Annotated in this window: 24 protein-coding genes and 1 tRNA gene; 12 read left to right on the top strand and 13 right to left on the bottom strand. The window is 65.7% G+C overall.

Annotated elements, in window-relative coordinates:
• Positions 1 to 110 precede the first annotated feature (110 nt).
• The 4 genes from JCQ34_RS03135 (at position 111) to JCQ34_RS03120 (ending at position 2782) form a co-directional block, all read left to right on the top strand.
• Positions 111 to 200 (top strand) — tRNA-Ser (locus tag JCQ34_RS03135).
• Between the two features lie 340 nt (positions 201 to 540).
• Positions 541 to 969, top strand: a complete 429-nt coding sequence (locus tag JCQ34_RS03130; protein ID WP_286401733.1) for a hypothetical protein — start codon at positions 541 to 543, stop codon at positions 967 to 969.
• An 80-nt stretch (positions 970 to 1049) separates the two neighbouring features.
• Positions 1050 to 1928 (top strand): CPBP family intramembrane glutamic endopeptidase, encoded by an 879-nt coding sequence (locus tag JCQ34_RS03125; protein ID WP_286401731.1) that lies wholly within the window; start codon positions 1050 to 1052, stop codon positions 1926 to 1928.
• The gene (locus JCQ34_RS03120; RefSeq protein WP_286401729.1) at positions 1925 to 2782 is read left to right on the top strand and encodes an alpha/beta hydrolase; all 858 of its coding nucleotides are present in this window, start codon (positions 1925 to 1927) and stop codon (positions 2780 to 2782) included. The genes JCQ34_RS03125 and JCQ34_RS03120 overlap by 4 nt, the downstream gene beginning before the upstream one ends.
• Positions 2783 to 2823: 41 nt before the next feature.
• Here JCQ34_RS03120 and JCQ34_RS03115 read toward each other — a convergent pair whose 3' ends face one another.
• The gene (locus tag JCQ34_RS03115; RefSeq protein ID WP_286401727.1) at positions 2824 to 3306 is read right to left on the bottom strand and encodes a hypothetical protein; all 483 of its coding nucleotides are present in this window, start codon (positions 3304 to 3306) and stop codon (positions 2824 to 2826) included.
• Between the two features lie 138 nt (positions 3307 to 3444).
• Here JCQ34_RS03115 and JCQ34_RS03110 point away from each other — a divergent pair, with 138 nt between their 5' ends.
• Both JCQ34_RS03110 and JCQ34_RS03105 read left to right on the top strand, forming a co-directional pair.
• Positions 3445 to 3831: a DUF7793 family protein gene (locus tag JCQ34_RS03110; RefSeq protein ID WP_286401726.1), complete on the top strand. Its 387-nt coding sequence runs from the start codon at positions 3445 to 3447 to the stop codon at positions 3829 to 3831.
• Between the two features lie 273 nt (positions 3832 to 4104).
• Positions 4105 to 4986, top strand: coding sequence for a Rho termination factor N-terminal domain-containing protein (locus tag JCQ34_RS03105; protein WP_286401724.1), 882 nt, complete (start codon positions 4105 to 4107; stop codon positions 4984 to 4986).
• A gap of 67 nt (positions 4987 to 5053) precedes the next feature.
• Here the strand turns inward: JCQ34_RS03105 and JCQ34_RS03100 are convergent, their stop codons facing one another.
• The 10 genes from JCQ34_RS03100 to JCQ34_RS03055 all read right to left on the bottom strand — a co-directional run bounded on the left by JCQ34_RS03100 (position 5054) and on the right by JCQ34_RS03055 (position 17716).
• Positions 5054 to 7309, bottom strand: coding sequence for a gluconokinase, GntK/IdnK-type (locus JCQ34_RS03100; protein ID WP_286404281.1), 2256 nt, complete (start codon positions 7307 to 7309; stop codon positions 5054 to 5056).
• A 97-nt stretch (positions 7310 to 7406) separates the two neighbouring features.
• Positions 7407 to 8636: a D-mannonate dehydratase ManD gene (gene manD, locus JCQ34_RS03095; protein ID WP_286401722.1), complete on the bottom strand. Its 1230-nt coding sequence runs from the start codon at positions 8634 to 8636 to the stop codon at positions 7407 to 7409.
• A gap of 38 nt (positions 8637 to 8674) precedes the next feature.
• A complete protein-coding gene (locus tag JCQ34_RS03090) occupies positions 8675 to 10096 on the bottom strand; it encodes a mannitol dehydrogenase family protein (RefSeq protein WP_286401717.1) in 1422 nt (473 codons plus the stop codon).
• Positions 10093 to 11496, bottom strand: coding sequence for a glucuronate isomerase (gene uxaC, locus JCQ34_RS03085; protein ID WP_286401713.1), 1404 nt, complete (start codon positions 11494 to 11496; stop codon positions 10093 to 10095). The genes JCQ34_RS03090 and uxaC overlap by 4 nt, the downstream gene beginning before the upstream one ends.
• A gap of 3 nt (positions 11497 to 11499) precedes the next feature.
• Positions 11500 to 12405, bottom strand: coding sequence for a sugar phosphate isomerase/epimerase family protein (locus JCQ34_RS03080; protein WP_286401710.1), 906 nt, complete (start codon positions 12403 to 12405; stop codon positions 11500 to 11502).
• Between the two features lie 4 nt (positions 12406 to 12409).
• On the bottom strand, positions 12410 to 13573 hold the full coding sequence (locus JCQ34_RS03075; RefSeq protein ID WP_286401708.1) for a Gfo/Idh/MocA family protein: 1164 nt from the start codon (positions 13571 to 13573) through the stop codon (positions 12410 to 12412).
• Positions 13570 to 14418 (bottom strand): sugar phosphate isomerase/epimerase family protein, encoded by an 849-nt coding sequence (locus JCQ34_RS03070; protein WP_286401706.1) that lies wholly within the window; start codon positions 14416 to 14418, stop codon positions 13570 to 13572. The genes JCQ34_RS03075 and JCQ34_RS03070 overlap by 4 nt, the downstream gene beginning before the upstream one ends.
• A gap of 2 nt (positions 14419 to 14420) precedes the next feature.
• Positions 14421 to 15344, bottom strand: a complete 924-nt coding sequence (locus JCQ34_RS03065) for a carbohydrate ABC transporter permease (protein WP_286401705.1) — start codon at positions 15342 to 15344, stop codon at positions 14421 to 14423.
• Positions 15341 to 16351: a carbohydrate ABC transporter permease gene (locus tag JCQ34_RS03060; protein ID WP_286401702.1), complete on the bottom strand. Its 1011-nt coding sequence runs from the start codon at positions 16349 to 16351 to the stop codon at positions 15341 to 15343. Before JCQ34_RS03060 ends, JCQ34_RS03065 begins: the two co-directional genes overlap by 4 nt.
• A gap of 6 nt (positions 16352 to 16357) precedes the next feature.
• The gene (locus JCQ34_RS03055; protein WP_286401699.1) at positions 16358 to 17716 is read right to left on the bottom strand and encodes an ABC transporter substrate-binding protein; all 1359 of its coding nucleotides are present in this window, start codon (positions 17714 to 17716) and stop codon (positions 16358 to 16360) included.
• Positions 17717 to 17934: 218 nt separating this feature from the next.
• Here JCQ34_RS03055 and JCQ34_RS03050 point away from each other — a divergent pair, with 218 nt between their 5' ends.
• Together JCQ34_RS03050 and JCQ34_RS03045 are read left to right on the top strand one after the other, a co-directional pair.
• Positions 17935 to 18987 carry a LacI family DNA-binding transcriptional regulator gene (locus tag JCQ34_RS03050; protein WP_376978933.1) on the top strand — a complete coding sequence of 351 codons (1053 nt, stop codon included), beginning with the start codon at positions 17935 to 17937 and terminating at the stop codon, positions 18985 to 18987.
• A gap of 675 nt (positions 18988 to 19662) precedes the next feature.
• Positions 19663 to 20199, top strand: a complete 537-nt coding sequence (locus JCQ34_RS03045) for a hypothetical protein (protein WP_286401697.1) — start codon at positions 19663 to 19665, stop codon at positions 20197 to 20199.
• 95 nt (positions 20200 to 20294) lie between these two features.
• Here JCQ34_RS03045 and JCQ34_RS03040 read toward each other — a convergent pair whose 3' ends face one another.
• Together JCQ34_RS03040 and JCQ34_RS03035 are read right to left on the bottom strand one after the other, a co-directional pair.
• A complete protein-coding gene (locus JCQ34_RS03040; protein ID WP_286401695.1) occupies positions 20295 to 21542 on the bottom strand; it encodes an FAD-dependent oxidoreductase in 1248 nt (415 codons plus the stop codon).
• Positions 21535 to 22830: an MFS transporter gene (locus JCQ34_RS03035; protein ID WP_286401693.1), complete on the bottom strand. Its 1296-nt coding sequence runs from the start codon at positions 22828 to 22830 to the stop codon at positions 21535 to 21537. The genes JCQ34_RS03040 and JCQ34_RS03035 overlap by 8 nt, the downstream gene beginning before the upstream one ends.
• Before the next feature lie 48 nt (positions 22831 to 22878).
• Between JCQ34_RS03035 and JCQ34_RS03030 the strand changes: the two genes are divergently transcribed.
• The 4 genes from JCQ34_RS03030 (at position 22879) to JCQ34_RS03015 (ending at position 26530) form a co-directional block, all read left to right on the top strand.
• Positions 22879 to 23685 carry an IclR family transcriptional regulator gene (locus JCQ34_RS03030; protein ID WP_286401692.1) on the top strand — a complete coding sequence of 269 codons (807 nt, stop codon included), beginning with the start codon at positions 22879 to 22881 and terminating at the stop codon, positions 23683 to 23685.
• A gap of 117 nt (positions 23686 to 23802) precedes the next feature.
• Positions 23803 to 24933: a cupin domain-containing protein gene (locus JCQ34_RS03025; protein ID WP_286401690.1), complete on the top strand. Its 1131-nt coding sequence runs from the start codon at positions 23803 to 23805 to the stop codon at positions 24931 to 24933.
• Entirely contained in the window at positions 24933 to 25772 is an 840-nt protein-coding gene (locus JCQ34_RS03020; RefSeq protein WP_286401687.1) for a fumarylacetoacetate hydrolase family protein, read from the top strand. The genes JCQ34_RS03025 and JCQ34_RS03020 overlap by 1 nt, the downstream gene beginning before the upstream one ends.
• Positions 25772 to 26530 (top strand): maleylpyruvate isomerase family mycothiol-dependent enzyme, encoded by a 759-nt coding sequence (locus JCQ34_RS03015; protein ID WP_286401685.1) that lies wholly within the window; start codon positions 25772 to 25774, stop codon positions 26528 to 26530. Before JCQ34_RS03020 ends, JCQ34_RS03015 begins: the two co-directional genes overlap by 1 nt.
• Positions 26531 to 26633: the final 103 nt, after the last annotated feature.

The following is a 26633-nucleotide window of genomic DNA, read 5'->3' as shown; positions in this document are numbered from 1 at the left end:
GGCACTGCCGTGAGTGCGGCAGGTGCACAGGCAAAATCGATCCTTGCTTCACGCGCGCGCAGGCACCCGTTTTGGGGATGCAGGCCTTGCTCCGGTACCCTATTGAGGTTGGTGACGTGTCCGAGCGGCCGAAGGTGCAACACTCGAAATGTTGTTTGGTGTAAAAGCCAACGTGGGTTCAAATCCCACCGTCACCGCCAGGTAGAAAGGCCCTGCTGCCCTTGTTACAAGGGAGGCAGGGCCTTTCGCTTTAAGGTCCAGGAACCGCCCTGCCTGGCCTTTACGGCCTGCCCGCACGCCAAACCTGCCCGTCCTCTTTTCTCGGCCCGCACCGCTGCTGTCGACCCGCTAATCCAGTATTTACTTTGCACCGCACACCTGCGCACCATTCAAAGTGTGGGAACCATGGGCAGGTGGCACGGGCTTGCTTTCGCCTTGTCCCTGTTGATCCCAGCCGGCGCAACAGCGGGGTGCTCCTACGAATACGACGAGCCAACGCATACGCCTCAAACCGAATCTCCACGCGAAACGCGCTCCCCTGTGCCTTCCATTGATCCTCTCGTCCTGGAGCGCGAGGTCCACAACTACCGTGAGTTGGACCGGCTCCTGAAGGCAACACCGGGGCCGGTCCTCCTTTTTGAGGAGGGCCCGCTTGATGGCCCGGTCAGGGGGTTTGGCACGACGGCGGAAGTCCCCGTGCCTGGGCAGTACACCTTCACAGCGGCCTGCGTCGGCGCTTCCAGTGCCAGGGTGGCCATCGGGCAGGAGCACCCCGGCGCTCCCTTCCAGCCCGTCGAACTGACGCTGGACTGCATCGAAGCAACCACGCAGGTCATGGAGCTGCAGCAGGGGTACGTTTTCGCCCACCTGGTGGTGCCGGCGCCCGGCGATACCCCCTGGACAGGAGCCGTGGGCGGAGTACGCGTGACAGGTGGGGCACCTACGCCAAGCACCGGGAAATCCCCCTGACAAAAGGCCCTGTTATCGCTGGCCGCATGCCACAAGGCTGGGGTTTAAGGATCATCAGCAGGCCAGGCAGGAGGTCTGGAATGACTGCGCAGCCACAACATGGATTGCCGCTGGTACCAGGCGCCGCAGGGAAAGGGTTCACCTACTTCATCCGTCGGCACCCCGTACCTGCCTACTACGCCCTGACCTTTGTCATTTCATGGGGCTTGATGGCAGCTGTCATTGGCGTCGCGCCGGCCCCGATGGCTGTTGCACTATCCCTTGGCCCCCTCGGACCCGCCGCCGCATCCATCATCCTCACGAGCTTCCTGGACGGAAAGGCGGGCCTTCGGGAGCTGGTAGCCCGCCTTCGCCGGTGGCGCGTGGGCGCCCGCTGGTATGCGCTGGCACTCCTGACCGCTCCACTCGTCATGGCTTCGACGGCCGTGGCAGTCGCCGTCGTCTTCCCCGGTTTCTACGGCGGCGTTTCGACGGCGGCCGAGCTGGTGATCGTCGTATTGGCCGGGATTGCGGTGGGCTTGATAGTCGGCATGCTGGAGGAGCTGGGCTGGACAGGCTTCGCGCTGCCCCGCCTGCGCCGGCGGCACGGCGTGGTGTCCACAGCCTTGATCATGGCCGTGTTGTGGGGTGCCTGGCACTACCCCATGTTCGCCAACAGCACTGACCCGTCAGGAGCCATACCCAACGCCCTCATCGTGGCCGTGTTCCTGTTTGGCTGGCTGCCCGCTTATCGGGTGCTGATGGTTTGGCTCTACGACCGGACGGGGTGCCTCCCCTTGGCCATGCTGATGCACGCGCCCCTCTCCGCGGGCGCCTTCATTAACTCCTTCATGGCGGCCTCCGGGAACGCATCGGGAATCGCCATCCTGGTTCCGTCCCTCAGCTGGGGTGCGGCATTCTGGGTGGTTGCCGCCGTCGTCCTTCTCACCGAACGCCGCCACCCGCGGGAGACGACGTGACCGCGAAACTCCCGCCGGTGCCGGCAGGGGAAGCAATCCTGTCGGCAGCGCGGCGTTTCACCGCTGCCCACGGCCGGAAACTCAAGGTCGGTGAGGTGGAATGGCGCTATGCAAGGCTGGGCGAGGGACCGCCCGTGCTCTGGCTAACCGGCGGCCTGCGCCGGGCTGGGCTGGGGTACGACTTCCTAGGGCGGCTTGCGCGCAACCACGCGGTGGTGGCGCCGGATTACCCGCCAGTGAAGCGCTTTACCGATTTCGACGACGGCGTCTCCGCGATCCTGCGCGCTGAGGGAATTGAGCGGTGCGACGCGGTGGGCCAGTCCTACGGCGGTTTGCTCGCCCAGGCGTTCCTTGCTGCCCATCCCGGCCGGATCAACCGTTTGGTGCTCTCCAGCAGCGGCCCGGCAGACTACGGCCGGCTCTGGGTGCCGGCCCTGGCAGTGGCAATCCTGGCGGCGCGGGTACTGCCGAAGCGTTGGTCGGCTTCCCTGCTACTTGCCGGCCTAACCGGACTCCTCCCGGCCGGGTCAGATCCCGATGGCAACTGGGCAGCGGTTCTTCGCCACACTGTCCGGCACGACTTGACCAGGGCGGATATGGTGTCGCATTTCTCGGTCGCCGCTGACGTGGCCAGGAGGCAGCTGGTGCGTCCGGAACGGTTTCAGCAGTGGAGGGGAGACGCCGTGGTGCTGCGGGCGGAGAACGACCGCACCCAGGACGCCGGCGACATCCCCCGGCTCCAGAGATTGCTGGGCAGGCCGGTTCGGACGATTTCGATGGGCCCTGCCGGTCACACGGCGGCGCTGCTGGAACCGGAGCGCTATGTGCAGTGGCTGGAAAAGGCGCTGGGCTGATCTCCGGCGGACCACCGCCACATGGACGTCGCTCCCCAAAATTATGAGGTGTGCGCAGTTGAACCGCCGGCGCAGCCGCTTTCAAGGATTTGCCTGATCTCCGCGAGGCGCTGCAGCAGCCGGGGCCGCATGCTGTGGGTGATGGCCGGCAGCAGCCACCGGAGGAGCCAATGGGACCGGACGGTTTCTCTGTGGTGCAGGATGCTTCCGCCCTCAAAAGTATCAATTTGGTAGGTGAGGTGCCCGTTGAGCCAGTGGCTGGAAAAGTCCATGCCGAGAAGGTGCGGCGGGTCGAAATCGGACACCACGCTCTCGGTGTGGAACCAGCAACCCGGCGCCAAGCGTACCCATTCGTGCCAGCGTGTGCCCACCGCGGTTGGGCCAGCCGGTTCCTTGACCATTCGGACGGCGGCGTCGCGAGGTATCGGTTCGAAGTCCTGGATATCGGAGAGCAGAGCGAACACCGCCGATTGAGGCCTCCGGATCGCGACGGCAAGGTTGAACGTGGTGGCCCTTCTGATCACTTTTCAAGCATCCACGGACACAGCCCCACCGGTAGGGACCACTACCCCTGGACTTTTTGTCCTACCCGTCCGGCAGAATGGGGTTTCAATTGTTCAAATGTCTGGAATACAAGCCCGCCTACGAGAACCAGGACAGGAATGAAGGAATTCTTTACTGCCTCTTGCGATGGGGACATGCTGCGGTTGCAGTGGCTGCCGGAAGTCCACATCACGTACCAGACCGCCGTGCGTGCAGCCCGGGTTCTGGAGGGGTTGAGTGGTGGGCGCGCGTTACCTCTCCTGGTTAATCTCGCCGGTGTTGCCGGGTTGACGCCGCAGGCCAGGGCGGGCATGAATGCGTACCGCGGATTCTCGGCAGTGGCCCTCATCGGGGACGGGGCGATGGGTAAAGTCGTAGCGGCCTTTTCCAAGCGGGCCCTCACCCCCACGGCATATTTCACCAGTGAATCCGAGGCCCTGACATGGTTGTCCGAACAGGGCAGCCGGGCAAGCGCTCCGCGCGAAGCGCGGCAAACGGAAATTTGATCGCCACCAGGCTCACGACGCCGGCGACGGCTGAGGCTGGGAATTGCCCCTCGGCGCGCTTCCTGATGCCCAGCAGCATGCCAGGGTCCATGACGAGGCAACCGGGGCGGAGGAGGAAGTCCATGACCCTGAGCGCGGCCTCCCGGCGAACCAGGCGCCTGCGTGACACGTCGGGTGCCCATGCTTGACGCCGCCATGCGGCACACGCTAGAAAGTAAGCAGCCTTATTATTTGTCGATTCTGCAAAAGAGTTCTGCAAAGGGAGGACCTGACATGAGTGACAAGCCCGGCAACCAGACGCCGAACACGCCCGATGTGAGCGAGACGAAACTGCGCAGCATGAAGGTGGATGAACTCCGCAAGGAGGCCAGGGAAGAACACATTGCCGGCGCCTCGGATATGCACAAGGAAGATCTGGTAAAGGCTGTGGCTAAGGCCCGGCAGGAGGACCACGACGGCGGCCGGAAGGAAGGTTCCCGGTCCGGCTCAGGCAACTCCGGACGGGCCAGCAGCGGCAAGTCAGGCAGCGGCAAGGAAGGCCGTGACGAGCCCGGCAACCAAACCCCCAACACCCCGGACGTCAGCGAAACCGAGCTGCGCGGCATGAAAGTGGATGAACTCCGCAAGGAGGCCAGGGAAGACCACATCCCCGGCGCCTCCGGCATGCGGAAGGAAGAACTGGTCAGAGAGGTGGCCAAGGCCCGCCAGGAGGGCGCGGGCGGCGGAGGTAACCGGAGTGAGGATGCCGGCGGAGACGCGGAGGACCTCGGCGCCGGCCCCGACGGCGGCAAGATCCGTTACGGCGATGACTCGTCCAAGTCACTGAAGTACTCGCAGGAGATCACCTCCACGGAGGAGGAACCCGAGCGCGAAGGCCGGAGCCTGGCTACCACGCACCATGAAGTCATCAGGCAGTGGGCCGAAGAACGCGGCGGTGTCCCTGCCACGGTGGAGGGCACCGAGCATGGCGACCATTTGGGCGTCCTGCGCATCGATTTCCAGGACAGGGACGCCAACCTTCGCGAGGTCAGCTGGGAGGAATGGTTCAAGACGTTCGACGACCGGCGGCTGAACTTCATTTACCAGGAGGAGCGGACGGACGGAAACCAGTCCACCTTCTTCCGGCTGGAGAACCCGGACCGTGAAGACGCGTAGGGTCACCCAGGCCTGACACATGCAGGAGGCGCCATCGCTGTTGCGGTGGCGCCTCCTGCATGCGCGCCTAGAGCCGCGTATCAAACGACCCACAAAACACGTTCTCGTTGAACGTGCCCTGGAACTCCGATTTGCCCTGGATCTTTTCCACTGCGGCCCGGATCGCTTCCCGTGTTCCCGCATGGGCGTGGATGGCGGTCCTGACCATGGGCACGTCGATCAGGTGGTTCGGCTGGTTCAGGGAAACGAACACAGTGGGCACCTCGGTGGCGTACCAGGGAATCTCGGCAGCCATGGGAGAAGACCATTTGATCCGGATGGCTGCCTCCTGCGCGAAACCTTTCACGTTGGCGAAGACAAACGCTGCGTCGTACTTCTCCGCGTAGTCGCCGGTGGCTTCCTCGGACAGCACCCGCATGAAGTTCATGCCGGCCTCCCCCGCCGCCTCGCGCTGCTCTGCCGTCCGGAACAGGTGGACCTGGAACCCGGCAGCTTCCAGTTCCTCCTTCACCACGTCCAGGTAGGCCAGTGGATCCGCCCGGGTAAAGTCTGCCCCGCCGGAGATTCCGTACAAACGGATGCGGGGGTGGGTGGCCGGCGTGATGGGCAGGTTACCGGCCGTGTCCTTGACCAGCGTCACCGTCTTGTCTGCAATCCCAGCGGCCACGGCACGGTGCTCAGCAGACCCAATAACGGCAAGCGCCTCGGCAGGCGGAACCAGCTCATCAGCAGATTTCCGGTGCAGCCCCAGCGACGCCTTCAATCCCAGGATCCGTCGCAGCGCATCATGCAGCCGCTGCTCGGTAATGAGACCGGACTTGTAGCCGTCCATCATGTATTGGAAGTCCTCGGCGGGGTTCCGGAAGAACAGGAACATGTCGCAGCCGGCAGCGATCGTGGCAGGCACCAGGTCCTTGCGCTTCATCGCCTGTGTCAGCCCAACCATTTGCGAAGCATCGGTGAGCACCAGGCCGTTGAACCCGAGTTCCCCGCGCAGCAGGTCCTGCAGGAGTTCCGGGGACAACGTGGCAGGCAGGACCTCGGAGTCGGACAGCCCGGGCCGGAAATGCCGGGATACCTCCGGCGCCCCGATGTGGCCGGCCATGATGGACTGCACGCCATGCGCAATCATCTCCCGGTACACGTGTCCGTACGTCCGGTTCCACTCCTCGTAGGGGAGGGTGTTGTAGGACGTGACCACGTGCTGGTCCCGCTCATCCATACCGTCCCCCGGGAAGTGCTTCATGGCGCATGCCGTGGGTGATTCGCTGATGCCGTCGAAGTACTCCTTGGCCCGCTCCACCACAACTTCCGGCGTGTTGCCGAAGGAGCGCGTGGAAATGACCGTGTTCCGCCAGTTGTAGTGGATGTCCACGATCGGTGCGAAGGCCCAGTTGCAGCCCAGGGCCGCCGTCTCCACCCCGGCCACCTGCCCCATCTGCCGGGCGATGTTCTTGTCCGGATGCGAGCCCGCCTGCAGATGCGTGGATACGAACGTTCCGTCGTCGCAGCTGCCGGCCCCGCCCATCTCGGGGTTGGACGCAACCAGCAACGGAATCCGGGACTTGGACTGCGCGTAGCGGATGTGTTCCTGCACCGCAGCGGACGGACCCGGACGGTAACGCATGCCGCCCACGTGGTAGTTCTCCAGCACCCCGTCGAGGTACTCGGGTGAGTAGTCGTTGTTGTGGTTGATGAACAGCTGCCCGATCTTCTCCTCGAGCGTCATCGCACCAATCGTGCCCTCCACCCAGGCGACCGCGTCGTCGTCGAGATTGAACGGGGCGGCGGCCAGGTCGACGTCGAACTGCCGCGGCCGGGTCCCGGCGGTACCTTCGGCTGAATGTGCGACGGCGGCAATCCCCTTTAGTGCCGCGGCCACCACTTCCGGCACGGGCGCGGCGATGTCCACCACCACGCCGCGTTCGTCCTCCTGCAGCGGTTCCAGGGTGGCGAGCTGGGAGTCCAGCAGCGCGGGCGGCATGAAATGCCCGGCCCTGCCGCCCACACGCTGGGCGAGGACCTCCTTGCTGCCGTTCAGATGCAGGAAGATGGTGTCCGGCGCCTGTTCCCGGATCGCGTCGCGGTAGGTTCGCCGCAGCGCCGAACAGGCCAGGACCATCCCGCTGTCACCGGCGGCAGCCAGCTCACGTCCCACGATCGCCAGCCAGGGCCAGCGGTCCTCATCGGTCAACGGGTGGCCGGCCGCCATCTTGGCAACGTTCTCCACCGGATGCAGGGAGTCGCCGTCGAGGAAGGGCACCCCGAGTTCGCGGGCCACGAGGCCGCCCACGGTCGTCTTGCCGCAGCCGGAGACGCCCATGACCACCACGCGGGGTTTAGCAGGGGCGGGAATATTGTTGCTCACCAAAGTTGTCCTTCTTGCCGGTCGTGGTTTCTGTTACCAGCCGTGGCCACGCTCACCAGTCGTGGACGGTGCCGTCGACGAGGCGGTTGTAGGGCAGGTAGGCCTGCTGGTACGGGTAGGCCGCGGCGGCTTCTTCGTTGAATTCGACGCCGATGCCGGGCTTGTCGCCCGGGTGCAGGTACCCGTCCACGAACGTCATGGACTGCTCGAAGACCTCGTTGGTCTTCACCGAGTGCTGCATGTACTCCTGGATCCCGTAGTTATGGATCGCCAAGCCCACATGCAGCTGCGCCGCGAACCCCACCGGGGAAATATCCGTCGGCCCATGGAACCCGGACTTGATCTGGTACTGCGCAGCGAAATCCATCACCTTCTTCAACGGCGAAATCCCGCCAAAATGCGTGGACGCGGCCCGGACATAATCGATCAGCTGTTCCTTGATCAGCGTCTGGTAATCCCACACCGTATTGAAGATCTCCCCGATCGCCAACGGCGTGGTGGTGTGCTGCCGCACCAGGCGCAGCCCCTCCTGGTTCTCCGCCGGGGTGCAGTCCTCCAACCAAAACAAGTCATACGGCTCCAGGGCCTTGCCCAGCTTCGCCGCCTGGATCGGCGTCATCCGGTGATGCCCGTCATGCAGCAACGGGATCTCCGGACCAAACTCGTTCCGGACCGCCTCAAACACCCCCGGCAGGTGCCGCAGGTACGCCCGGGTGTCCCAGTCCTCCTCCACCGGGAACGCACCCCGCCCCGCAGGCTCATAGTCATACCGCTCCCCCGACGCCTGCGCCTGCGCCGCCACCCCATACAGGGCCTTGATCCCCGGCACCGCCGTCTGGATCCGGATCGACTTGTACCCCAGCTCCAGATGCTCCCGCACCGAATCGAACAACGACTCAATATCCGCACCCGAGGCATGCCCGTACGCCCGCAACCCGTTCCGCGACGCCCCACCGAGGAGCTGGTACACCGGCAAACCGGCCACCTTGCCCTTAATATCCCAAAGAGCCATATCCACCGCAGCGATCGCCGCCATCGTCACCGGACCCCGCCGCCAATACGAAGACCGGTACAGGAACTGCCACGTATCCTCAATCCGGTGCGCATCCTTGCCGATCAACAACTGCGCCACGTGCTCCTTCAGGTACGCGGCAACAGCCAGTTCACGCCCGTTCAAGGTGGCATCACCAATACCCGTCACCCCGTCCTCGGTCGTAATCCGAAGGGTCACAAAGTTCCGGGACGGACTGGTCACAAACACATCGGCGGCAATGATCTTCATGGGGTTTAACTGTTCCTTTCGGAAGTAAAAAGCAGGGTCTAAAGAGGTGAGGGAGTGACGCTCTGGGCTGCGATGGATCCGCACAACCCGTGGACAAGGGAAACAATGCCGGGGTCGTCCGCGATGTCGGCGCTGACCAGGCCGAGCAGGGCCTGGACCCTTTCGCCTCCTTCAAGCGCGTTGGCCGCGTGGATGTGCGCGGCCAGCGGGTCCTGGAAGTCCTGGGTGGCAGCTACGTAGTCGATCCAGGCGGCAAGCATCAGGGCGGCCCCGCTGCCGGTCCGGCCGCTGGCCCGTTCCGCCGTCAGGACGGGTACGGCGCGCATCCGCAGCTTGGTGGTGCCGTCCGCCGCGATCTGTGCAAGCCGGTGGGCGATCCGGGCATTTCCGAACCGCTCCAGCAGTGCCTGCCGGTAACCGGGAACGTCCAGTCCTGCAGCCTGCAGGTGGTGTGCGGCCTCGTCCCAGAAGTCCTCCACAGCCTTCCGGCAGGCGGGGTCGGAGAGGGCATCGGCCACGGTGGCGTGCCCACGCAGCTGCCCGGCATACGCCAGGATGGAGTGCGACCCGTTGAGGAGCCACAGCTTGCGGTTTTCGTAGGGTTCAATGTCCTGCACCACGAGGGCGCCGGCCTCCTCCCAGCGCGGACGCCCGGCGGGAAAGTCCCCGCTGAGCACCCAGTTGCGGAAAGGTTCGGCCACCACCGGCGAGCTGTCGGCGTAGCCGCACTGCCCTGCCACTTCCGCGATGTCCGCGTCGGTGGTCCGCGGGGTGATCCGGTCCACGGAAGTACTCACGAAGCTCACGTTCGCTTCGATCCACTCCACCAGTTCGGAACCCCATCCGGATGCCAGGCCCAGGACGGCCCGTCGGGCCACCTCGCCGTTGGCGGACAGGTTGTCACAGCTGACGACGGCGATCGGTCCCGCACCGCTGTCCCGGCGGCTGGCGAGGGCCAGCACCAGGCGGCCCAAAGGTGTAGCGGGCGCTGTGCCGGCCACCTGTGGTTCCCCGGACGCCGCTGCCGACAGCGCGCGGAGGTCGTCCGCCACACCGGGAGCGCCGCCGTCGAACGTTCCATCCGCAGCCAGCCCGTAGGCGGCCTCGGTGATGGTCAGCGTAACGATCGAGGTCTCTTTCGCCGCCACAAGCTCGCACAGGCGGCCCGCGTCGGCACCGTCCACCGCCTCGACGATGCTGCCGATGACTTCAAAGCTGTCGCCGCCTCCAGACCGCTCTACCAGCGTGTAAAGGCAGTCCTGCGCGGACAGCGCCTCCGCGGCGTCCGGACGGCGTCCGGTGAACGCGGCGATCCCCCACTCCCCTGAGTCCCCGGCATGCTGCGTGTACCAGGCCTGGTGGGAACGGTGGAACGCCCCCAGCCCGAGGTGCACGATGCGCACCGGAGCTGCGGGCAGCGGCTTCAGGCTGCGGTTGAGTACAGGCGGCGCGGCAGTCACAGCTTGAACACCCGCCGCGGCGATGCGTCGATGATGTCCACGATCAGTTCGTGGGCACGTTCCTCGGTGACCCGGTGCTCGGCCACCAGTCGCGCCAGGAATGACGCTTCGATCCGGCGGGCCGTGTCGTGGCGGGCAGGGATGGAGCAGAACGCCCGGGTGTCATCGATGAAGCCCGAGGACCGGGAGAAACCTGCCGTTTCCGTGACCGCCGAGCGGAAGCGGAGCATGGCGTCGGGCGCATCCAGGAACCACCACGGCGCTCCAAGGTAGACAGACGGGTAGAACCCGGCCAGAGGCGCGAGTTCCCTTGAGAACACCGTCTCATCCAGGGTGAACAGGACCAGGTGGAAGTCCTTCGCCGTCCCGAAGTCCTGCAGCAGCGGCCGCACCGCCTCGGTGTAGTTGACTGCCACCGGGATGTCGTGGCCGGTGTCCGCGCCGAAGGCCTCGAACGTGGGCGTGTGGTGGTTGCGGAAGGAGCCCGGGTGGATGGTCATGACCAGGCCGTCCCCCACGGACATCCGTGCCATCTGGTAAATCATGTGCGCTTCGAAGGCATCCCGGTCCGCCGCGCTCGCCTGGCCCGTCCTGCCGCGCTCGAAAAGCCGCTCCGCCTCGCCGTCGTCCAGTTTGAGCGTGGTGGGCGTGAAGACGCCGTGGTCCGCGGATACCGCGCCGCGCTCCACGAAGTGGCGCCGGCGCGCCTCGAGGGCTTTGATGTACCCCGCATAGCCGGAGGCGCCGTCGCCGGCAGCTCCGATGAGGCGCTCCACGTTGTCCTGCCAGGCCGGGTGCGCCATGTTCAGGTACTGGTCCGGCCGGAAGGTGGGCAGCACGCGGGCGGCGAACGAGGGGTCATCGTGCAGGGCGGCATGGCTGTCGAGCGAGTCCAGTGGATCATCGGTGGTGGCGAGCACCTCGATGTTGAATTCCTTGAACAGCTCCCGCGGCCGGAAGCCCGGCTCTGAGAGCTTGGCCTGCAGGGCATCGTAGAGCCGGTCCGCGTTGTCCGCGGATGGCTCCCCGCTGATGCCGAAAACGTGGGCGAACTCCTGCCGGATCCAGTAACCGGACGCCGTTCCCTCGAAATTGGGCCACGCCTCGCAGAAGTGGCGCCACACCTGCCGTGAATCGGCCGGCTTGCTGCCGAGGCCCAGCTGGTCCATCGGTACCCCGCCGGCGTGGATCAACCGGGTGACGTAATGGTCCGGAGTGACCAGGAGCGCAGCGGGATCAGGAAAGGGGGTGTTCTGTTCGATTACCGCCGCGTCCACGTGCCCGTGGGGAGAGATGATGGGCAGCCCCTCCACCTTTTTGAAAAGCGACCGCGCGATCTCCCGGACGCCGGGATCAGCCGGCAGCAGCCGGTCCGGGTGGTCCGCTATTGGCTGGCCCATGGCTCACCGCCTCCCTGCCGCGACGGAGAGCCCTGCCAGGGCGGCCGTGGAGCGGAGGTAGTCAAGGTTGTCCGCGGTCCGTTCGGCCAACGGGAGGTCGGTGGAGAAGTCCTCCACTGTCACCCATCCGTCATAGCCGAAGGCCGCGAGCGCCTTGAAGTACTGCAGCACGCTGCCCTGGCCGGAACGGAGCGGAGCCCATTCGTTGCGGTAGACGGCGGCACCGGACTCATCGGTTTCCCCGCTGTTGACCCATACCGCGTTCTTGACGTGCACGTGGGCCAGGTAGTCGCCCAGGAGCTCGAAGGCGGGCAGGTAGTCCTCCTGCCCTTCGATGAGGAGGTTGCCCAGGTCGTGGATGACGCCTACATGCCGCGGATCCAGTCCGTCCAGCAGCCGCAGGGCGGAGGACGCTGAGGCGGTGATGGTCCGGTGATGCAGTTCCACCAGCGCCTTCACCCCGTGCTGTGCTGCCCGCTCGGCGATCCATTCGAAGTCACGCCGGGCAGCCGCGAAGAGCTCCGGATAGGCCGTACCGCTGGCAGGTTCGTTCCCCCATGCCGCTGTTCCCAGCGGAAGTGTGGTTACCCTGACCTTCTCCGCACCCAGCTTGGCCGTGGCGGCGAGCATCCGGTCCACGTCCGCATGGTTGTCGCACCGCGCGTATCCGCCAATCCCGGAAAACTCCAGCCCCGCCCCGCTGGTAAGGGAGGCGATGCGGTCCAGGTGGTCTTCCATTCCCGTGAGCGGGATGGTGGCCCTGTTGCCAGCCCAGAAGCCAGGTGCTGCGGCGTCAGCCTGGTCCGTGATGCGCCATTCGACGCCGTCCCAGCCCTGGTCGGCGAGGTGCTTCACTGCCTCTTCCGGAGTCCAGTCGGGGGTTGATGCCGTGAATACTGAAAACTTCATGATGTCAGGCGCTTTCTGCCGCGGAGCTGCCGGTGCGGACTTCAAGGTCGTTGTACTTCCCTGCAAGGACGTCGTCGAAGAGGACGGGCTGGCCCAGGGTGGCCGAAACGTACACGGAGCGCACTGCCGCGAGCGCGTTGACGGCGTCACTGACGGTGACGCCGGGCTGCCGTCCGCCGGCGATGGCGGCCAGGATGTCCCGGTATTGGCGCACGTGGCCGGCGGGGTACGTGGTGGGGTCCGCGGCCTTGTAGTCCTCCACCGGGTACTTGGCCAGTTCCTGGTCGGCCTGGTTGCCGCCGCCCTGGAGACCCATGTCCGCCGACTCGCCGCCGGCGTCCTTGCTGTGGAAGTACTGCAGCCGGTCGTTGTCCACCACGGCCGATCCTTCGGATCCCATGAGCTGGACGCGGACGGTCAGCCCGGGGTAGGCGGAGGTGGTGGCGTGCAGGACTGCCAGTCCGCCGTTTTCAAAGGTGACGGTGGCTACGGCAGTGTCCTCCACTTCGATCCGCTCGTGCGCCAGCAGGGCGGTGTGCGCGTGGATTTCCACGGGGCGTCCCATGAACCACAGGAGCAGGTCCACGGTGTGGACGCCCTGGTTCATCAGTGCACCGCCGCCGTCCATGGCCCACGTACCGCGCCAGTCGCCGGAGTCGTAGTAGCCCTGGCTGCGCCACCAGGCAACGGAAGCGATGGCCGAGGTGAGCCGGCCGAACCGGCCCTTCGCGATGGCGTCCGCGACAGCCACGCTTGACTGGTCGAACCGGTGCTGGCTGATGACCGAGGCAACAACTCCGTTTTCCGCGGCTTCCTTTGCGGCGGCTTCGATTTCCTGGGCCCGGGTGAGGTCCACGTCGAGGGGCTTCTCGATCACCACGTGCTTGCCGGCGGCCAGGACCTCCAGCCCCTGCTGGATGTGGAGGCCGCTGGGCGTTGCCAGTGCCACGAGGTCAATGTCTTCAGCCGCGAAGGCCTCCGCCAGGGTGCTGAACTGCGGCGGACGCGGGGCGCCCTGCTTCTCGATGAAATCGGCCAGGGCCTCGGCAGCTGCCGGGATGGCGTCGACGAGGGCGACGATCCGCACCTCCGGGAACTGCTGCAGGGCTACGGCGTGGGTGCGGCCGATGACGCCGCATCCGGTGATGGCTACGTTCAAGGTGCTCATGCGGTCTGGACTCCTGCTTCTGCGGTGACTTTTGCGAAGGCCCGTGCTGCGATGCCGAAGGCTGTGGGCCCGGAAAAACCGCCCAGTCCGTGGGCTCCGGCCAGGTGCGGCTCCAGGGAGGCGAAGCCCTGGTAGCCGTCGGCCTTGAGTGCCTCCACGGTCTTCAGCAGGTCCCCGTCGCCCTCACCGGCCGGCTTGACGTGGCCGTTGGCGAAGAGGGCGTCCTTGACCTGGAGGTATTCCAGGTGCGGGCGCAGTTTCGTGTACGCCTCATCGAAGGGTTTGACCCCCACCTGGACGAAGTTTGCGGCATCCCAGGCAACCTTCAGGGCGGGCGAGTTGACGGTCTCGATGATGTCCAGGACCCGGTCCGGAACATCCCCGAAGATGTCCTTTTCGTTTTCGTGGAGGAGGATCACGCCGGCTTCCTCCGCCACATCGGCGAGGGCGCGCATGCGTTCGATGACGGCATCGCGGATGCTCTCCACCTGCACGGACTCCCCGTAATAGAAGGAGAAGATGCGGATGTACTTTGCATCCAGGACCTTGGCGGCGTTCACGGCCCGGCGGAGCCGCTCCACCTCGTGCTCCACGGGCAGGGTGACATCCACTTTCCCGATGGGGGAAGCGATGGCCGAAACCTTCATGCCTTTCTCCGCCAGCAGGGACGCGAGGGCCTGGAGCTGTTCGTCGCTGAGGTCCACGATGTTGGTGCCCCATGCGCTGCGGACTTCGATGTGGTTGGCGCCGAGGGCCTGCAGCACTGCGATCTGGACTGCGGGGTCGTCGTCGATCTCATCACCGAAGCCTGACAGCTGCCAGGTGACCTGGGTGGTCGAAACCATGGTTATTTAACTCCTCCGGCGGTCAGCCCGCCTACTAGGTAACGCTGGAAAATCAGGTAAAGAATGACCACGGGAGCGGCACACACCAGCGCCGCCGCCATCATCTGGCCGTAGTAGGGAATGGCGCCGCCTTCCTGGGAGGCACCAAAGATTTGAAGTGCGACGGCGGCCGTCTGGCTTTCGGGGCGCGTCATCACCGAGGCGAACAGCACGTCGTTCCAGCCGAGCAGGAACGCGAAGATGCCGGAGACAACGATGCCGGGCCAGCTGAGCGGCAGGATGATGCGGAAAAGCACTCCCAGGTTGGACGCGCCGTCGATCCTTGCCGCCTCTTCCAGCTCCTTGGGAAGCCCGCGGAGGTAGGTGACCATCACCCACGTTGAGAACGGCATGGCGAACGTCAGGTAGGTGACGAACAGGCCCCACTGGGTTCCGATGACCTGGATCCCCAGGTAGGTCGCGGCCGAGGAAAACAGGACGAAGACCGGCAGTACCATCAGGGTTCCGGGCACGGACTGCAGGGCCAGCAGCCCCCGGAGGATGGTCAGCCGCCCGCGGAAGGTGTAGCGCACCAGCACGAAGGCGGTGGATACGGACAGTGCAGCCGAAACCACTGCGGTGGCGCCGGCCACCAGGACGCTGTTGGCCAAACCGGTGGCGAGACCCACGCTGGTCCAGATCTTCGAGTAGTTCTCAAACGTGACCGTCGAGGGCCAGAACTCACCGTTGGCCACCCCGATGTCCGAGTTCACCGAGGCCAGGAAGATGTACAGCACGGGGACCAGGACCAGGGCGCCCAGGAACACCAGGACGAAAATCAGCAGCGGGGTCGGGAGCAGCCGCAGCACCTCGTGCTGCCGGTGCGAGCCCGGCCGGTCGACTTCAAACGTTGGCGCACTCCGCCGGGTGGCTGTCGTGGCGCTCATTTCTTGCCTCCTGGTGTTTCGGCGTCGTCGAGTTTGACGGCGCGGAGGTAGACGAACAGCGGGATGGCGATGAGCACCAGGGAAATGAAGGCCATCGCGGCGCTCAAGCCAAAGCGGAAGCTCTGGAAGCTGGTGACGTACGTCAGGATGGGCAGGACTTCGACGTCGGACGGGGCCGGAACGCCGAACAGCACGAACGGGAGGGTGAAGTTGTTGATGTGGTGCAGCATCCCGATCAGGAACGCCAGCGCCAGCGGGCCCTTCAGGTAGGGGAAGACCACGTACCGCAGCTTGTTCCACCACAGTGCCCCGTCCAAGGCCGAAGCTTCATGCACTTCATGGTCCACGGACTGCAGGCCGGAGAGCGCCAGCAGGTAGATGAACGGCCAGGAGGCCCAGATCTGTACCAGGACCAGCGTCCAGAAGGTTTGGGGGCCGTTGAGCCACAGCCCAACATGGATCCCCACTGTGCCCAACGCTTCGTCCACGATGCCGCCGGGCTGGAGCATGGTCCGCCAGACGGTGGCCACCACGAAGGACGGGAGGACGTAGGGAATCAGGAAGATCGACCGGATCACCGCGCGGCCCTTGAAGGCGTTCTGCGTGGCCACAGCGGCGGCGATGCCCAGCGGCAGCGTGACCACCATGGCCAGGAAGGAGTAGCTGACGCTGAGCCAGACGGCGTGCAGCAGCGGCGAAGCAGTGACAGCTTCAACGAAATTTTCTGCTCCGATGAGCGGTGCGCTGATCCACTTCCGCAGGGTGTACTGGTCCAGGTTGAGGACCGACATGTAGATGCCCAGCAGGAGCGGGAGCACGATGATGATGATCATCAAGGCGCCGCCGGGGATCAGCATCCAGAGCGGCCGGTTGCGTTCGCTCAGTCCCTTGCGGCGCTTGCCGCCCTTGTGGCCGGGCTGCTGCCCGGCGTCGTCTGTGTTCCGGGGCGCCCGGCTTGCGGCGGTATCCGCCGCAAGCCGGACTTCATGTGAGGCGTCGGTTGACATCAGGACTTATCCTTTGGAGGCCCGGTCCAGGGATGCCTGGCCCTTGTTCTGGGCGTCCTTGATCCTTTGGTCCAGGGCGGACTCGTCCACCTTGCCGGCGGCCAGGTCCGGAATGGACTGGACGGTGACATTCAGGAGTGCGAGCTGGATATCGCCCCAGGCACCGGTAAAGGGTGTCGCCTTGGACTTGGCAGCGGCGTCAGCCATCGGCTTGAGCTTCGGATCGGTCAGGCTGGCGAGGGCCTCGGCGTTGGCCGGCAAATCGCCAAAGATCTTCTGGTAGTTCAACTGCTCATCCTTGGACGTGATCAGCTTGATGTAGGCGAACGCAAGGTCCTTCTGCTTGGAGTAGTCGGCTACCACCAGGTTGTCACCGGAGAGGATGCTGGCGGCGTCGCCGTCGGACTTGGACTGCGTCTCACCCGGGGGGATGGTGGGCATCAGCGTGTACTCGTATTTGCCGGCTATGGCCGATTTATCGAGCGTCGGGATAGAGGTGCCAGTGGTCATCATCAGGTAGCCGGCCTTGCCGCTGGCAAAGGCCGCCACGGCGTTGCTGTTGCTCCAGCCGACGGAAGCAGGGTCAACAACCTTGTCGTCGGTCAGCCACCCGAAGTAGGTCTCGTACGCCTTTTTGACGGCGGGATCGTCCAACTTCAGTTTGTTTCCGTCAACCAGGGGGTTGCCGGCCTGCACGGACATGGCCCAGATGAACTTCCAGGGATCGTAGTTGTCCTTGTAGCCGGTGGCGATGCCGTAGGTATCACCCTTGGTCATCTTCTTCGCCTGGGCTGCCAGTTCGTCCCAGGTGGTGGCGGGCTTGTCGATGCCGGCCGCTGCCAGCAGGTCCTTGTTGTAGGCCATCACGAACGGACGGCTCACGAAGGGGATGCCTGCCTGATGGTCCTTGTCCGGACCGGAAATGCCGAGGGCGGCGGGGTTGAAGCGGTCCTTGCCGCCCACTGCCTTCCAGTCATCATCCGAGAGGGTGACGAATGCTTTGGTGGCGTAGGCCGTAGGCGTGAACGTTGTGCCGAGTCCATAAATGTCAGGTCCCTGTCCCGATACCACCGAGGTCTGGATCCGGGTGAGCTCGTCATTGGCCGAGGCGAAGGTCTCAAATTTCACGTCGGCGCCGGTTTCAGCCTTGAACTTGGCGGCGATGTCGCTTTGCCACTGTTTCTGCTGTTCGGGGTACTGGGCCAGGACGCCGGTCAGGACATTGAGGGTCTTGCCCGCTCCGTCCACCTTTCCACCCGCGTTGGAACCTCCGCCGCTTCCGGAGCCTCCGGACCCACAACCGGTCAGGGCGAGTGCTGCAGCCGTGACAATTGCCGCGAGCCCAGTAGTCGATTTAAACCTCATTGTTTTTCTCCTCTTGGACACCCGCATGGCCACATCCGTCCTGTGGCGGAGATCACTGCAGGCGACTCGAAATTCAGTCTAGGAAGATGGCAAGGGGGTGGCAAGCGGTTGCCAAAAATTGCCATAAATGCTCAGATAGATGCATCAGGTATCAGACGGCGGACAGCGTTTGAGCCCCAAAGGGCCGGTATTCCGGGCCGCGAGGAAAGGCCGCAGCGATGGCAGACCCCACAATGAAGGCGTCAGGCCCGGCCAGCTTGAGCGCCGGCGCCCAGCGGGACCGGCCGCCCACCATCCGGGATGTGGCGGAACTGGCAGGAGTTGCCACTTCCACCGTGTCACGCGCCCTCGCCCGGCCGGACCGCGTGAATCCCCGGACCCGGATTCGGATCGAAGAGGCGGCTGCCCAGCTCAATTACGTGCCCAGCTCCCAGGCCAGGGGCCTCAGTTCCGGACGGACCAACGCCGTGGCCGTGCTGGTTCCTGACATCACCAACCCGTTTTACTTCGACATCATCCGCGGCACGCAGCACCAACTCAAGGCTGCAGGCGTCACCCAGCTTCTGGTTGACACCGAAGAGTCCAGCGAGATGGAACTGGACGCCCTGCACAAGATGCGGAAGTCGGCCGACGGGTTCATCCTTGCCGCCTCACGCCTGTCGGACGCCCAGCTTGCCGAGGTGTCGCAGTCTCAACCCTTGGTAACGTTCAACCGCGCTTCCACCAGCGCCCCCACAGTGATGATCGATACGCCGTCCGCCATCATCCAGGCCCTGGAACACCTGGCTTCGCTGGGCCATCACAAAGTTTGCTACGTCGCTGGCCCACCGACATCATGGTCCAACCAGATGCGGTGGAAGGTCTTCGACGAGGATGCCACCAAGCGTGGAATGGAAGTACACCGCATTGGCCCCTACACCCCGAAGACCACATCGGGGGCCGCCGCCGCCGACGCGGCGGTCAGGACCGGGGCAACGGCCTGCATCGTCTTCAATGACCTGCTGGCCATCGGTATGCTGCAGCGCCTGCAGGCCCGTGGCATCCGCGTTCCCCAGGACATGAGCATCATCGGATCGGACGACATCTTCGGCGCCGACTTCTGCAACCCGCCATTGACTACCATTTCCAGCCCCATTGAACAGGCTGGCCGGGTGGCGGTGTCCATGCTGCTGGCCCAGCTCAACCCGCTGCCCGGCAGCGCCACCCGCCAACTGGCCGTTATGCCCACGCACCTCACCATCCGGGAATCGACCGGCCCCGCGCCGGCGTAGGCCTCATCCATTGCTCCGTAGTTGTCGTTTTCGGGGGTCAAAACGGCAGTTACGGAGCAGTCGATGGAGTCCCTGCCCGAGCTTGCGAGGTTCGGCGGGGAGCAATCGGAGGGTTCCCTGGCACGAGGAAGTCATCACGGACATGGTCCGCGGCCTGCAGCTTGCCGGGCGCTTCGCCGCGGAAACCCGCCGCATCCGCGGCACCCTGGCCTTCACGCAGCTCGACTACGTGGCTACGCTGTGGACCCGCCGCAAAATGGAGCCAACCGCGAGCATGCCCTGGAAGTGCTGGCGGACAGCTGGTACCACCTGCTCTGCGACGAAGGCTAACCTCCGCTCCCGCGTCCGGTTCGGGGCCCGCCGTGGGTATGGGTGGCACCTATGGGAGCGGCCTGCAGGACAACCAGCAGGCAGGCGCCACCTATTACCAGGCCGTAGCCTACCGGGCCCCTTGGCCACCAGAGCATACTTGGGGCACCACTCAAGTCACGGACGACGAATCGTCCAGCCGCACCCTCACCGACAGCTCCGGGGAATCCTGCCGGCACCATGGCGAAGGGTGGGTGGAATCTTCCTCCATCGCTTCGCATCCCCTGCAGGCAAAACCTTGCACCGAAGACCTGCAGGGAGGCCTGTACAAACAACATCGGTCTCGAAAAGGGGTAAAGATCAACGATGAACCGCACCAGGACGGGGTTGCTGTCCGCAGCCTCCGCTGCCGTACTTGCCCTGGGAGTTGCTCCCGGAGCTGCCGTGGCCCATGGCGGATCCGGGCACGGTGACTCCGACAACAGCGACGACTGGCGGAGCAATGATGATCAGCGCCGGCTGGTCAAGACCCTGCGCGACGTTACCGACGACTACCGGTGGCTGGAAAACGCGGAGGCGGACGGCTACCGGAAAATCACTGAATGCATCGACAAACCCGGCGTCGGAGCCATGGGCTTCCACTACGCCAGGCAGGACCTGATCGATGACAAGACCCAGGCCCGCAAGCCCGAGGTCCTGGTGTACATGCCCGACGAGGACGGCCAGTACGAGCTGGTAGCGGCCGAATTCATCTCGACGGCGGCCGACCGGCCTGAGCTCGCCGGCCTCGACTTCGAGGACGGACCGTTCCCCGGTTCCTACGCGCTTCACGCATGGATCTGGCGGGACAACCCGGACGGCATGTTCGCTTCCTATAACCCGGACCTGAGCTGCCCCACGTAAGTCCCCGCCGGACGCCCGCACCCAGCCCATGCAAAAAGCGGGCGTACGACGCCGGGAGCCACCCGCCGTCGTACGCCCGCCCTGGACCGCGGTGCTTAGGCTTCCACCAGCTTGGCTCCGGCCGGAACCTCGGCCGGTGCGCCGGGCTCGTTGCGGCCGTACAGCCAGTCGTTGTACTGGAAGTTGTTGTCGCCGCGGCTCTTGAACAGCATGTTGCGTAGGACGCGTGCCACGCCGTCAACGTGCCAGGACTCGCCCCAGATCCGGGCGGTGCGCTGGACGCGGGCGGTGCGGGCTGCGCGGGTTTCGTTGAACTCGCGGAAGGCATCCTCCCACGCACCGGCGTCGATGCCTTCGGGCGTGAAGACGCGGTTGCTGGCGGCGTCCTGCAGCACGGCCGCGTCCTCCAGCGCCTGGCAGGCGCCCTGGGCCAGGTACTGCAGCATCGGGTGGGCGGCATCGCCGATCAGCGCCATGCGGCCGGAAACCCAGTTCTCGATCGGGTTGCGGTCATACATGGGCCAGCGGATGCCGGTAGCGAGGTTCTTCAGGGCTTCCTGCACGGCCGGGACGCAGTCGGCGTAGGCGGCCTCGAGCTCGTCTACGCCGCCATACTGCTCTTCGCCGCGCTCGAAGGACGGGGACTTGAATACTGCCACGGTGTTGAGCAGTTGGCCCTTCCGCAGCGGGTACTGGACCAGGTGGCAGTTGGGGCCGAGGTAGACGATGACGTCCTCCAGGTCCGCTGCAGGGGTTTCCTCCGTGATGGGCACGGTTCCGCGGTACGCCACGTAGGCGGAGTTGACCGGGCCGTCATTGGCAACGGTGCCGCGGAGGGTGGACTTCAGCCCGTCCGCAGCCAGGATGGCGTCTGCCTCGAAAACCTCGCCCTTGGCGCTGTAGGCCCGCGCCCGGTCGCCGTCGGTTTCCACTTTCTGCACCAGGACGTCGTTCACCAGGGTGACGCCGGCTTCCTGGCATGCTTCGAGCAGGATCCGGTGCAGGTCGCTGCGGTGGATCACCACGTAGGGGGCGCCGTAGCGTTCCTCGAACTCGCCGCCCAGGGTCTGGCGGGTCAGTTCCTCCCCGGTGACCGCGTCGCGGAACACCAGGTGCTTGGGCTGGACGCCGATTTCCAGGGCTTTTTCCAGCAGGCCCCAGCGCTTGAGGACGCGGGAGGCGTTGGGGGCTATCTGCAGTCCGGCACCAACTTCACCGAAGGCCGGTGCCACCTCAACGAGCGTGACGTCGGCGCCGTTTTCGCGCAGTGCCAGCGCGCCGGCCAGTCCGGCCATGCCGCCACCCACCACCAGGACATCGGTGGAATCTTTGACGTTAGACATTGGAAACTCCTACTGCTGTTGATTTCTTGATTTTGATGCCGACTGCAGCGATCAGGACTGCCGCTGCGGCTGCTGCTCCGGCAAATGCCAGGAAGTTGGAATTCACGCCCAGGCCCGCTGCGAGCAGGAGCCCGCCGGCCTGCGGTGCGGCCACGGCCCCGATCCGGCCCACGCCCAGGGCCCAGCCCAGGGCGGTACCGCGGAGGTGCGCGGGGTAGTGGCTGGCCACGGCGGCGATGATCAGGCATTGGGTGCCGTGCGTGCCTACGCCGGCAAGCACCAGCATGAAGTAGACGACGGCGACGGGCGGCCCGGTCACCAGGACCACCAGGGCGACGGCCGCCACCGCCGCTGCCGCGATGGCCGTGGGGATGGGCCCGAAACGGGTGCCTGCCCAGGCCGTCAGCACCGAGCCCGCCACGGCGCCCAGGTTGAGCGCCAACGCGAACGTCAGGGCGGACCCCAGGTTGTATCCGGCCAACTGCATGAGGTTGGGCAGCCAGGTGCCCAACCCGTACCAGGCGAAAAGGGTCACCAGGGTGCCGATGGCGAACAGCAGGCTGATGCCGAGATAGGGTGCCCGGAGCAGGGAGCCGAAGCCGACGGCTTCCTTGGCGGTGCCGCCCCCGGCGGCGCCCGTTTTGGTGGGGGCCAGCGTCTCCGGCAGGTAGCGGATGCCCAGCGGGATGACCACCACCAGGGCGACGACGGCCACCAGGAACATCACGGGCCAGCCGAAGGCCGGGATCAGCGGGATGCCGACGAGGGCGGCGATGGAGCCGCCGATGGGAACGCCGGACATCATCAGGGTGGCGATGGTGGAACGCCACTTTTCCGGAACCAGCTCGGCCACCAGGGCATTGGCGGACGGGACCAGGCCGCCCAGGCCGATTCCGGCCAGGAGCCGCAGGCCGCCGAAGACCGGGGCGTTGGGTGCGAAGGCGCAGAGGATGGTGAAGAGGGAGAAGACGACGGCGCAGCCGATGATGGTGCGTCGTCGGCCCCAGGTATCGGACATGCGGCCGGCGAAGACCGCTCCGATCATCATGCCGACGAAGGCCATCGAGCCGATGGTGCCGGCGGTGGCCTTGGTCAGGCCCCAGCCGGTGTCGTTGATGAGCGAGCCCTGGACGGTGCCGTAGACGATCAGGTCATAGCCGTCGAAAACGACCAGCAGCCAGCACACCAGGACGGCGAGCACGGAACGCCGGGGAAACCCGGAAAGGCCTGCGCCCGGGGCGGGGGCGGCCATGCGCTGCGGCGCTGCAGCGGAAGTTGTGTGATTCATCCCACCACTGTGCTGGCAGTCATAACGGGTGGCCCATAAGATTCTGTTATGCAGAATCTTCCTGCCCGGCGAAAGCCCACCTACTCCATCGAGGCGGTGGACAACGCCCTGCAGCTCCTGCAGCTCCTGCGGGATGTGGGCAGCCTGCGGCTCAAGGACGCCGCAGCGGAACTCGGCGTGGCCCCATCCACGGCGCACCGCCTGCTGGCCATGCTGGTGTACCGCGGGTTTGCCGTCCAGGACGAAACCCGCCGTTACGTGCCCGGCCCGGCGATGGGCGCCGGGCCTGCCGGATTCAGCTGGACCCGGCAGCTGCGGGACATTTCCCGGCCCCACATGGAAGTGCTTTGCGCGCGAACCAACGAGACCGTCAACCTGATGATCCGGGTGGGTACCAAGGTCCGCTTCCTGGACACGGTGGAAAGCTCGAACATCCTGCGCGTGGGCGACCGCCAAGGGACCTTGCTTCCGGCGCACAAGGCATCCGGCGGGAAGGCCATCCTGGCCGAGCTGGAACCGGCCGCGCTGGAACAGCTGTTCCGAAGCCCCAACGCGGAGCTGGCCGGCGACTACATTCCCGACGCCGAGTACCCGGCATTCCTGCGCGAGCTGGAGTCGGTGCGGGCCAACGGATTCGCCGCAAACTTTGAGGGCACAGAGGAGGGCATCAGCGCCTTTGGCATGGCCCTGCACAACGGCAAGGGCATGGTGGTGGGCGCCTTGAGCGTGGCCACGCCGGTGGCCAGGTTCCGGCCCCTGTTCGATGCCGGACTGGTGGGCGTAATGATGGAAACCCGGCGGCAGCTGGAGCTGGACATCGCGGCGAATCCGGTGGACGGTGCGGCGGGCAGCTGACTGCCCGTGGATGCGCACCGCTAAATTCTGCACCACAGAATATGTTGGAGATCACAGCACCGCACTCCCTAAGGTCGAATCCACGTCGCATTCAGTCCGCACGCAAGGAGAAGGCCAGTGTCGATCAGCGCTGAAAACCAAACGCACGAGTCCGTCGCGCAGGAACACCACGTTCCCGAGCCCACCCCGGAGGAGGCTGTTCAGCTTGAGCAGCTGTACCGGGATTTCGACAAAGAGAACCTCATTCCGTTGTGGACGGAGATCGCGGACCTGATGCCGATGGTTCCGTCGCCCAAGGCCGTGCCGCACGTGTGGCGGTGGGATGACCTGTACCCGCTGGCCGCCCGCGCCGGCGACCTGGTTCCGGTGGGACGCGGCGGGGAACGCCGTGCGATTGCGCTGGCCAACCCCGGCCTGGGCGGCACCCCCTACGCCACCCCCACGCTATGGGCTGCCATCCAGTACCTGGGCGGCCGCGAAACTGCCCCGGAGCACCGCCACTCCCAGAACGCTTTCCGCTTCGTGGTTGAAGGCGAGGGTGTGTGGACGGTGGTGAACGGCGATCCCGTGCGGATGTCCCGCGGCGACTTCCTGCTCACCCCGGGCTGGAACTTCCACGGCCACCACAACGACACCGACGAGCCAATGGCCTGGATCGATGGCCTGGACATCCCGTTCGTGCACTACGCCGACGCCGGGTTCTTCGAATTCGGCACCGAGCGTGTCACCGACGAGGCCACCCCGGACATTTCCCGCTCCGAGCGGCTCTGGGCCCACCCCGGCCTGCGCCCCCTCTCCGGCCTGGAGAACACCACCAACTCCCCCATCGCCGCTTACCGGTGGAAGTACACCGACGCCGCCCTGCGCGAGCAGCTGCTCTTGGAGGACGAGGGCCACCCGGCCACCGTGTCGCAGGGCCACGCCGCCATCAGGTACACCAATCCCACCACCGGCGGGGATGTCATGCCCACCATTCGCGCCGAATTCCACCGGCTGCGCGTCGGCGCCTGGACCGAGACCGTCCGCGAGGTGGGCTCCAGCGTCTGGCAGGTCTTCGAAGGCATCGGCACCGTGACCCTGAACGGCGAAACCCGGGTCCTGGCCAAGGGCGACCTGTTCGTCGTCCCGTCTTGGGCCGCATGGTCCCTGCAGGCGGAATCCGAGTTCGACCTGTTCCGGTTCAGCGACGCCCCAATCTTTGAGCGCCTGAACTTCAACCGCACCTACATCGAAGGACGCACCAAGTAATGAAACTCCTCACCCTCCGCACCGCTGACGGCACCGGCAATGGCAGCACGGTGGCGGTCCGCCAGGACGGCGACACCCTCACCGAGATCCCGGGTTTCTCCGACGTCGGGGCCCTCCTGAAGGACCCCAACTGGGAAACCACGGCGAAGGCGGCCAACGGCGCAACCCATGCCCTGTACGGCGCCGACCTCGCCGCCGTCGTGCCCTCCCCCGGCAAGATCATCTGCGTGGGCCACAACTACCGCAACCACATCAAGGAAATGGGCCGCGAAGTCCCGGCGCACCCCACCCTGTTCGCCAAGTACGCAGAATCCCTGATCGGGCCCAACGACGACCTTGCCCTGCCGCAGGAATCGGACACCGTGGACTGGGAAGCCGAACTCGCCGTCGTCATCGGCAAGGCCGGCCGCCGCATCCGCGAATCCGAGGCAGCGGACCACATCGCCGGGTACGCCGTGCTGAACGACATCTCCATGCGCGACTACCAGTTCCGCACCATCCAGTGGCTGCAGGGCAAGACCTGGGAGAAATCCACCCCGTTCGGCCCGGCCCTGGTCACCAGGGACGAATTCACCCCCGGCCCGCTGATGACCTCGGCGGTGGACGGCGAAGTCCAGCAGTCCACCCCTACCTCGGACCTGGTGTTCACCCCTGAGTTCCTGGTCTCCTACATCTCCACCATCATCACGCTGAACCCGGGCGACGTGATCGCCACCGGCACCCCCGGCGGCGTGGGCCACGCCCAGGACCCCAAGCGCTACCTGCAGGAGGGCCAGGTCCTGGTCACCACCATCGAGGGCCTGGGCCAGCTGACCAACCGCGTGGTCAAGGAAGCCTGATGGTTGCCCGGCACGACCAGACCACCGATCCTGTCCTGCTCGACGGGCTGCTGCAGGCCCGGCGCGGCACCGCGTTCTTCGCCCGCAAGCTCAACGAGCTCACCGACGCGGAACTCGACGGGAAGTCCCTGCTGCCGGGCTGGTCGCGCCGGCACGTTGCAGCCCACGTGGGCTACAACGCCCGGGCCGTCGCCCGCCTGGTCGAATGGGCAGCCACCGGCGTGGAGACCCCCATGTATCCCTCGGTCGAGGTCCGCAACCACGAGATCGACTTCGGTGCGACGCTCTCCCCCATCGCGCTGCGGAACCTGTTCGACCACTCCGCGGTGCACCTGAACGTCGAGTGGCGGGACCTGCCCGCGGACAACTGGCACCACAAGGTCAAAACCGTCCAGGGACGGACGGTCCCGGCCGAGGAAACCGTGTGGATGCGCACCCGCGAGGTCTGGGTGCACGCCGTGGACCTGGACAACGGAGCCACGTTCCAGGACATCCCCGAGCCCGTCCTGGAACGGCTCCTCACGGACATCACCGGCGCCTGGCACGCCCGCGGCACGGACAAGGACCTGGTGGTCAAAGTCACCGGCCAGCCTTCCGAGCTGGTCTTCGGTGACACGGCAGCCGCCTCCCCCACCGTGGTCTCCGGCTCCCTGGCCGCCATTGCACAGTGGGCCACCGGCCGCGACACGGACGGCACCACGGCAACCCGCGACGGCGGATCGGTCACCCCGGCGTTACCGGCTCCTGCCTGGATCTAACGCCCAGGACACTTCCACTAACCGCCAAAGGCGGGTCAGCATCCGCTGGCCCGCCTTTCGTGTGTACCGTCATTTACTCGCCTGTCCCCCGCCTGCCGCCGCA

Origin of the sequence: Pseudarthrobacter defluvii, from assembly GCF_030323865.1 — a bacterium.
Classification (GTDB): domain Bacteria; phylum Actinomycetota; class Actinomycetes; order Actinomycetales; family Micrococcaceae; genus Arthrobacter; species Arthrobacter sedimenti.
This window is presented reverse-complemented; position numbering and strand designations above follow the sequence as displayed.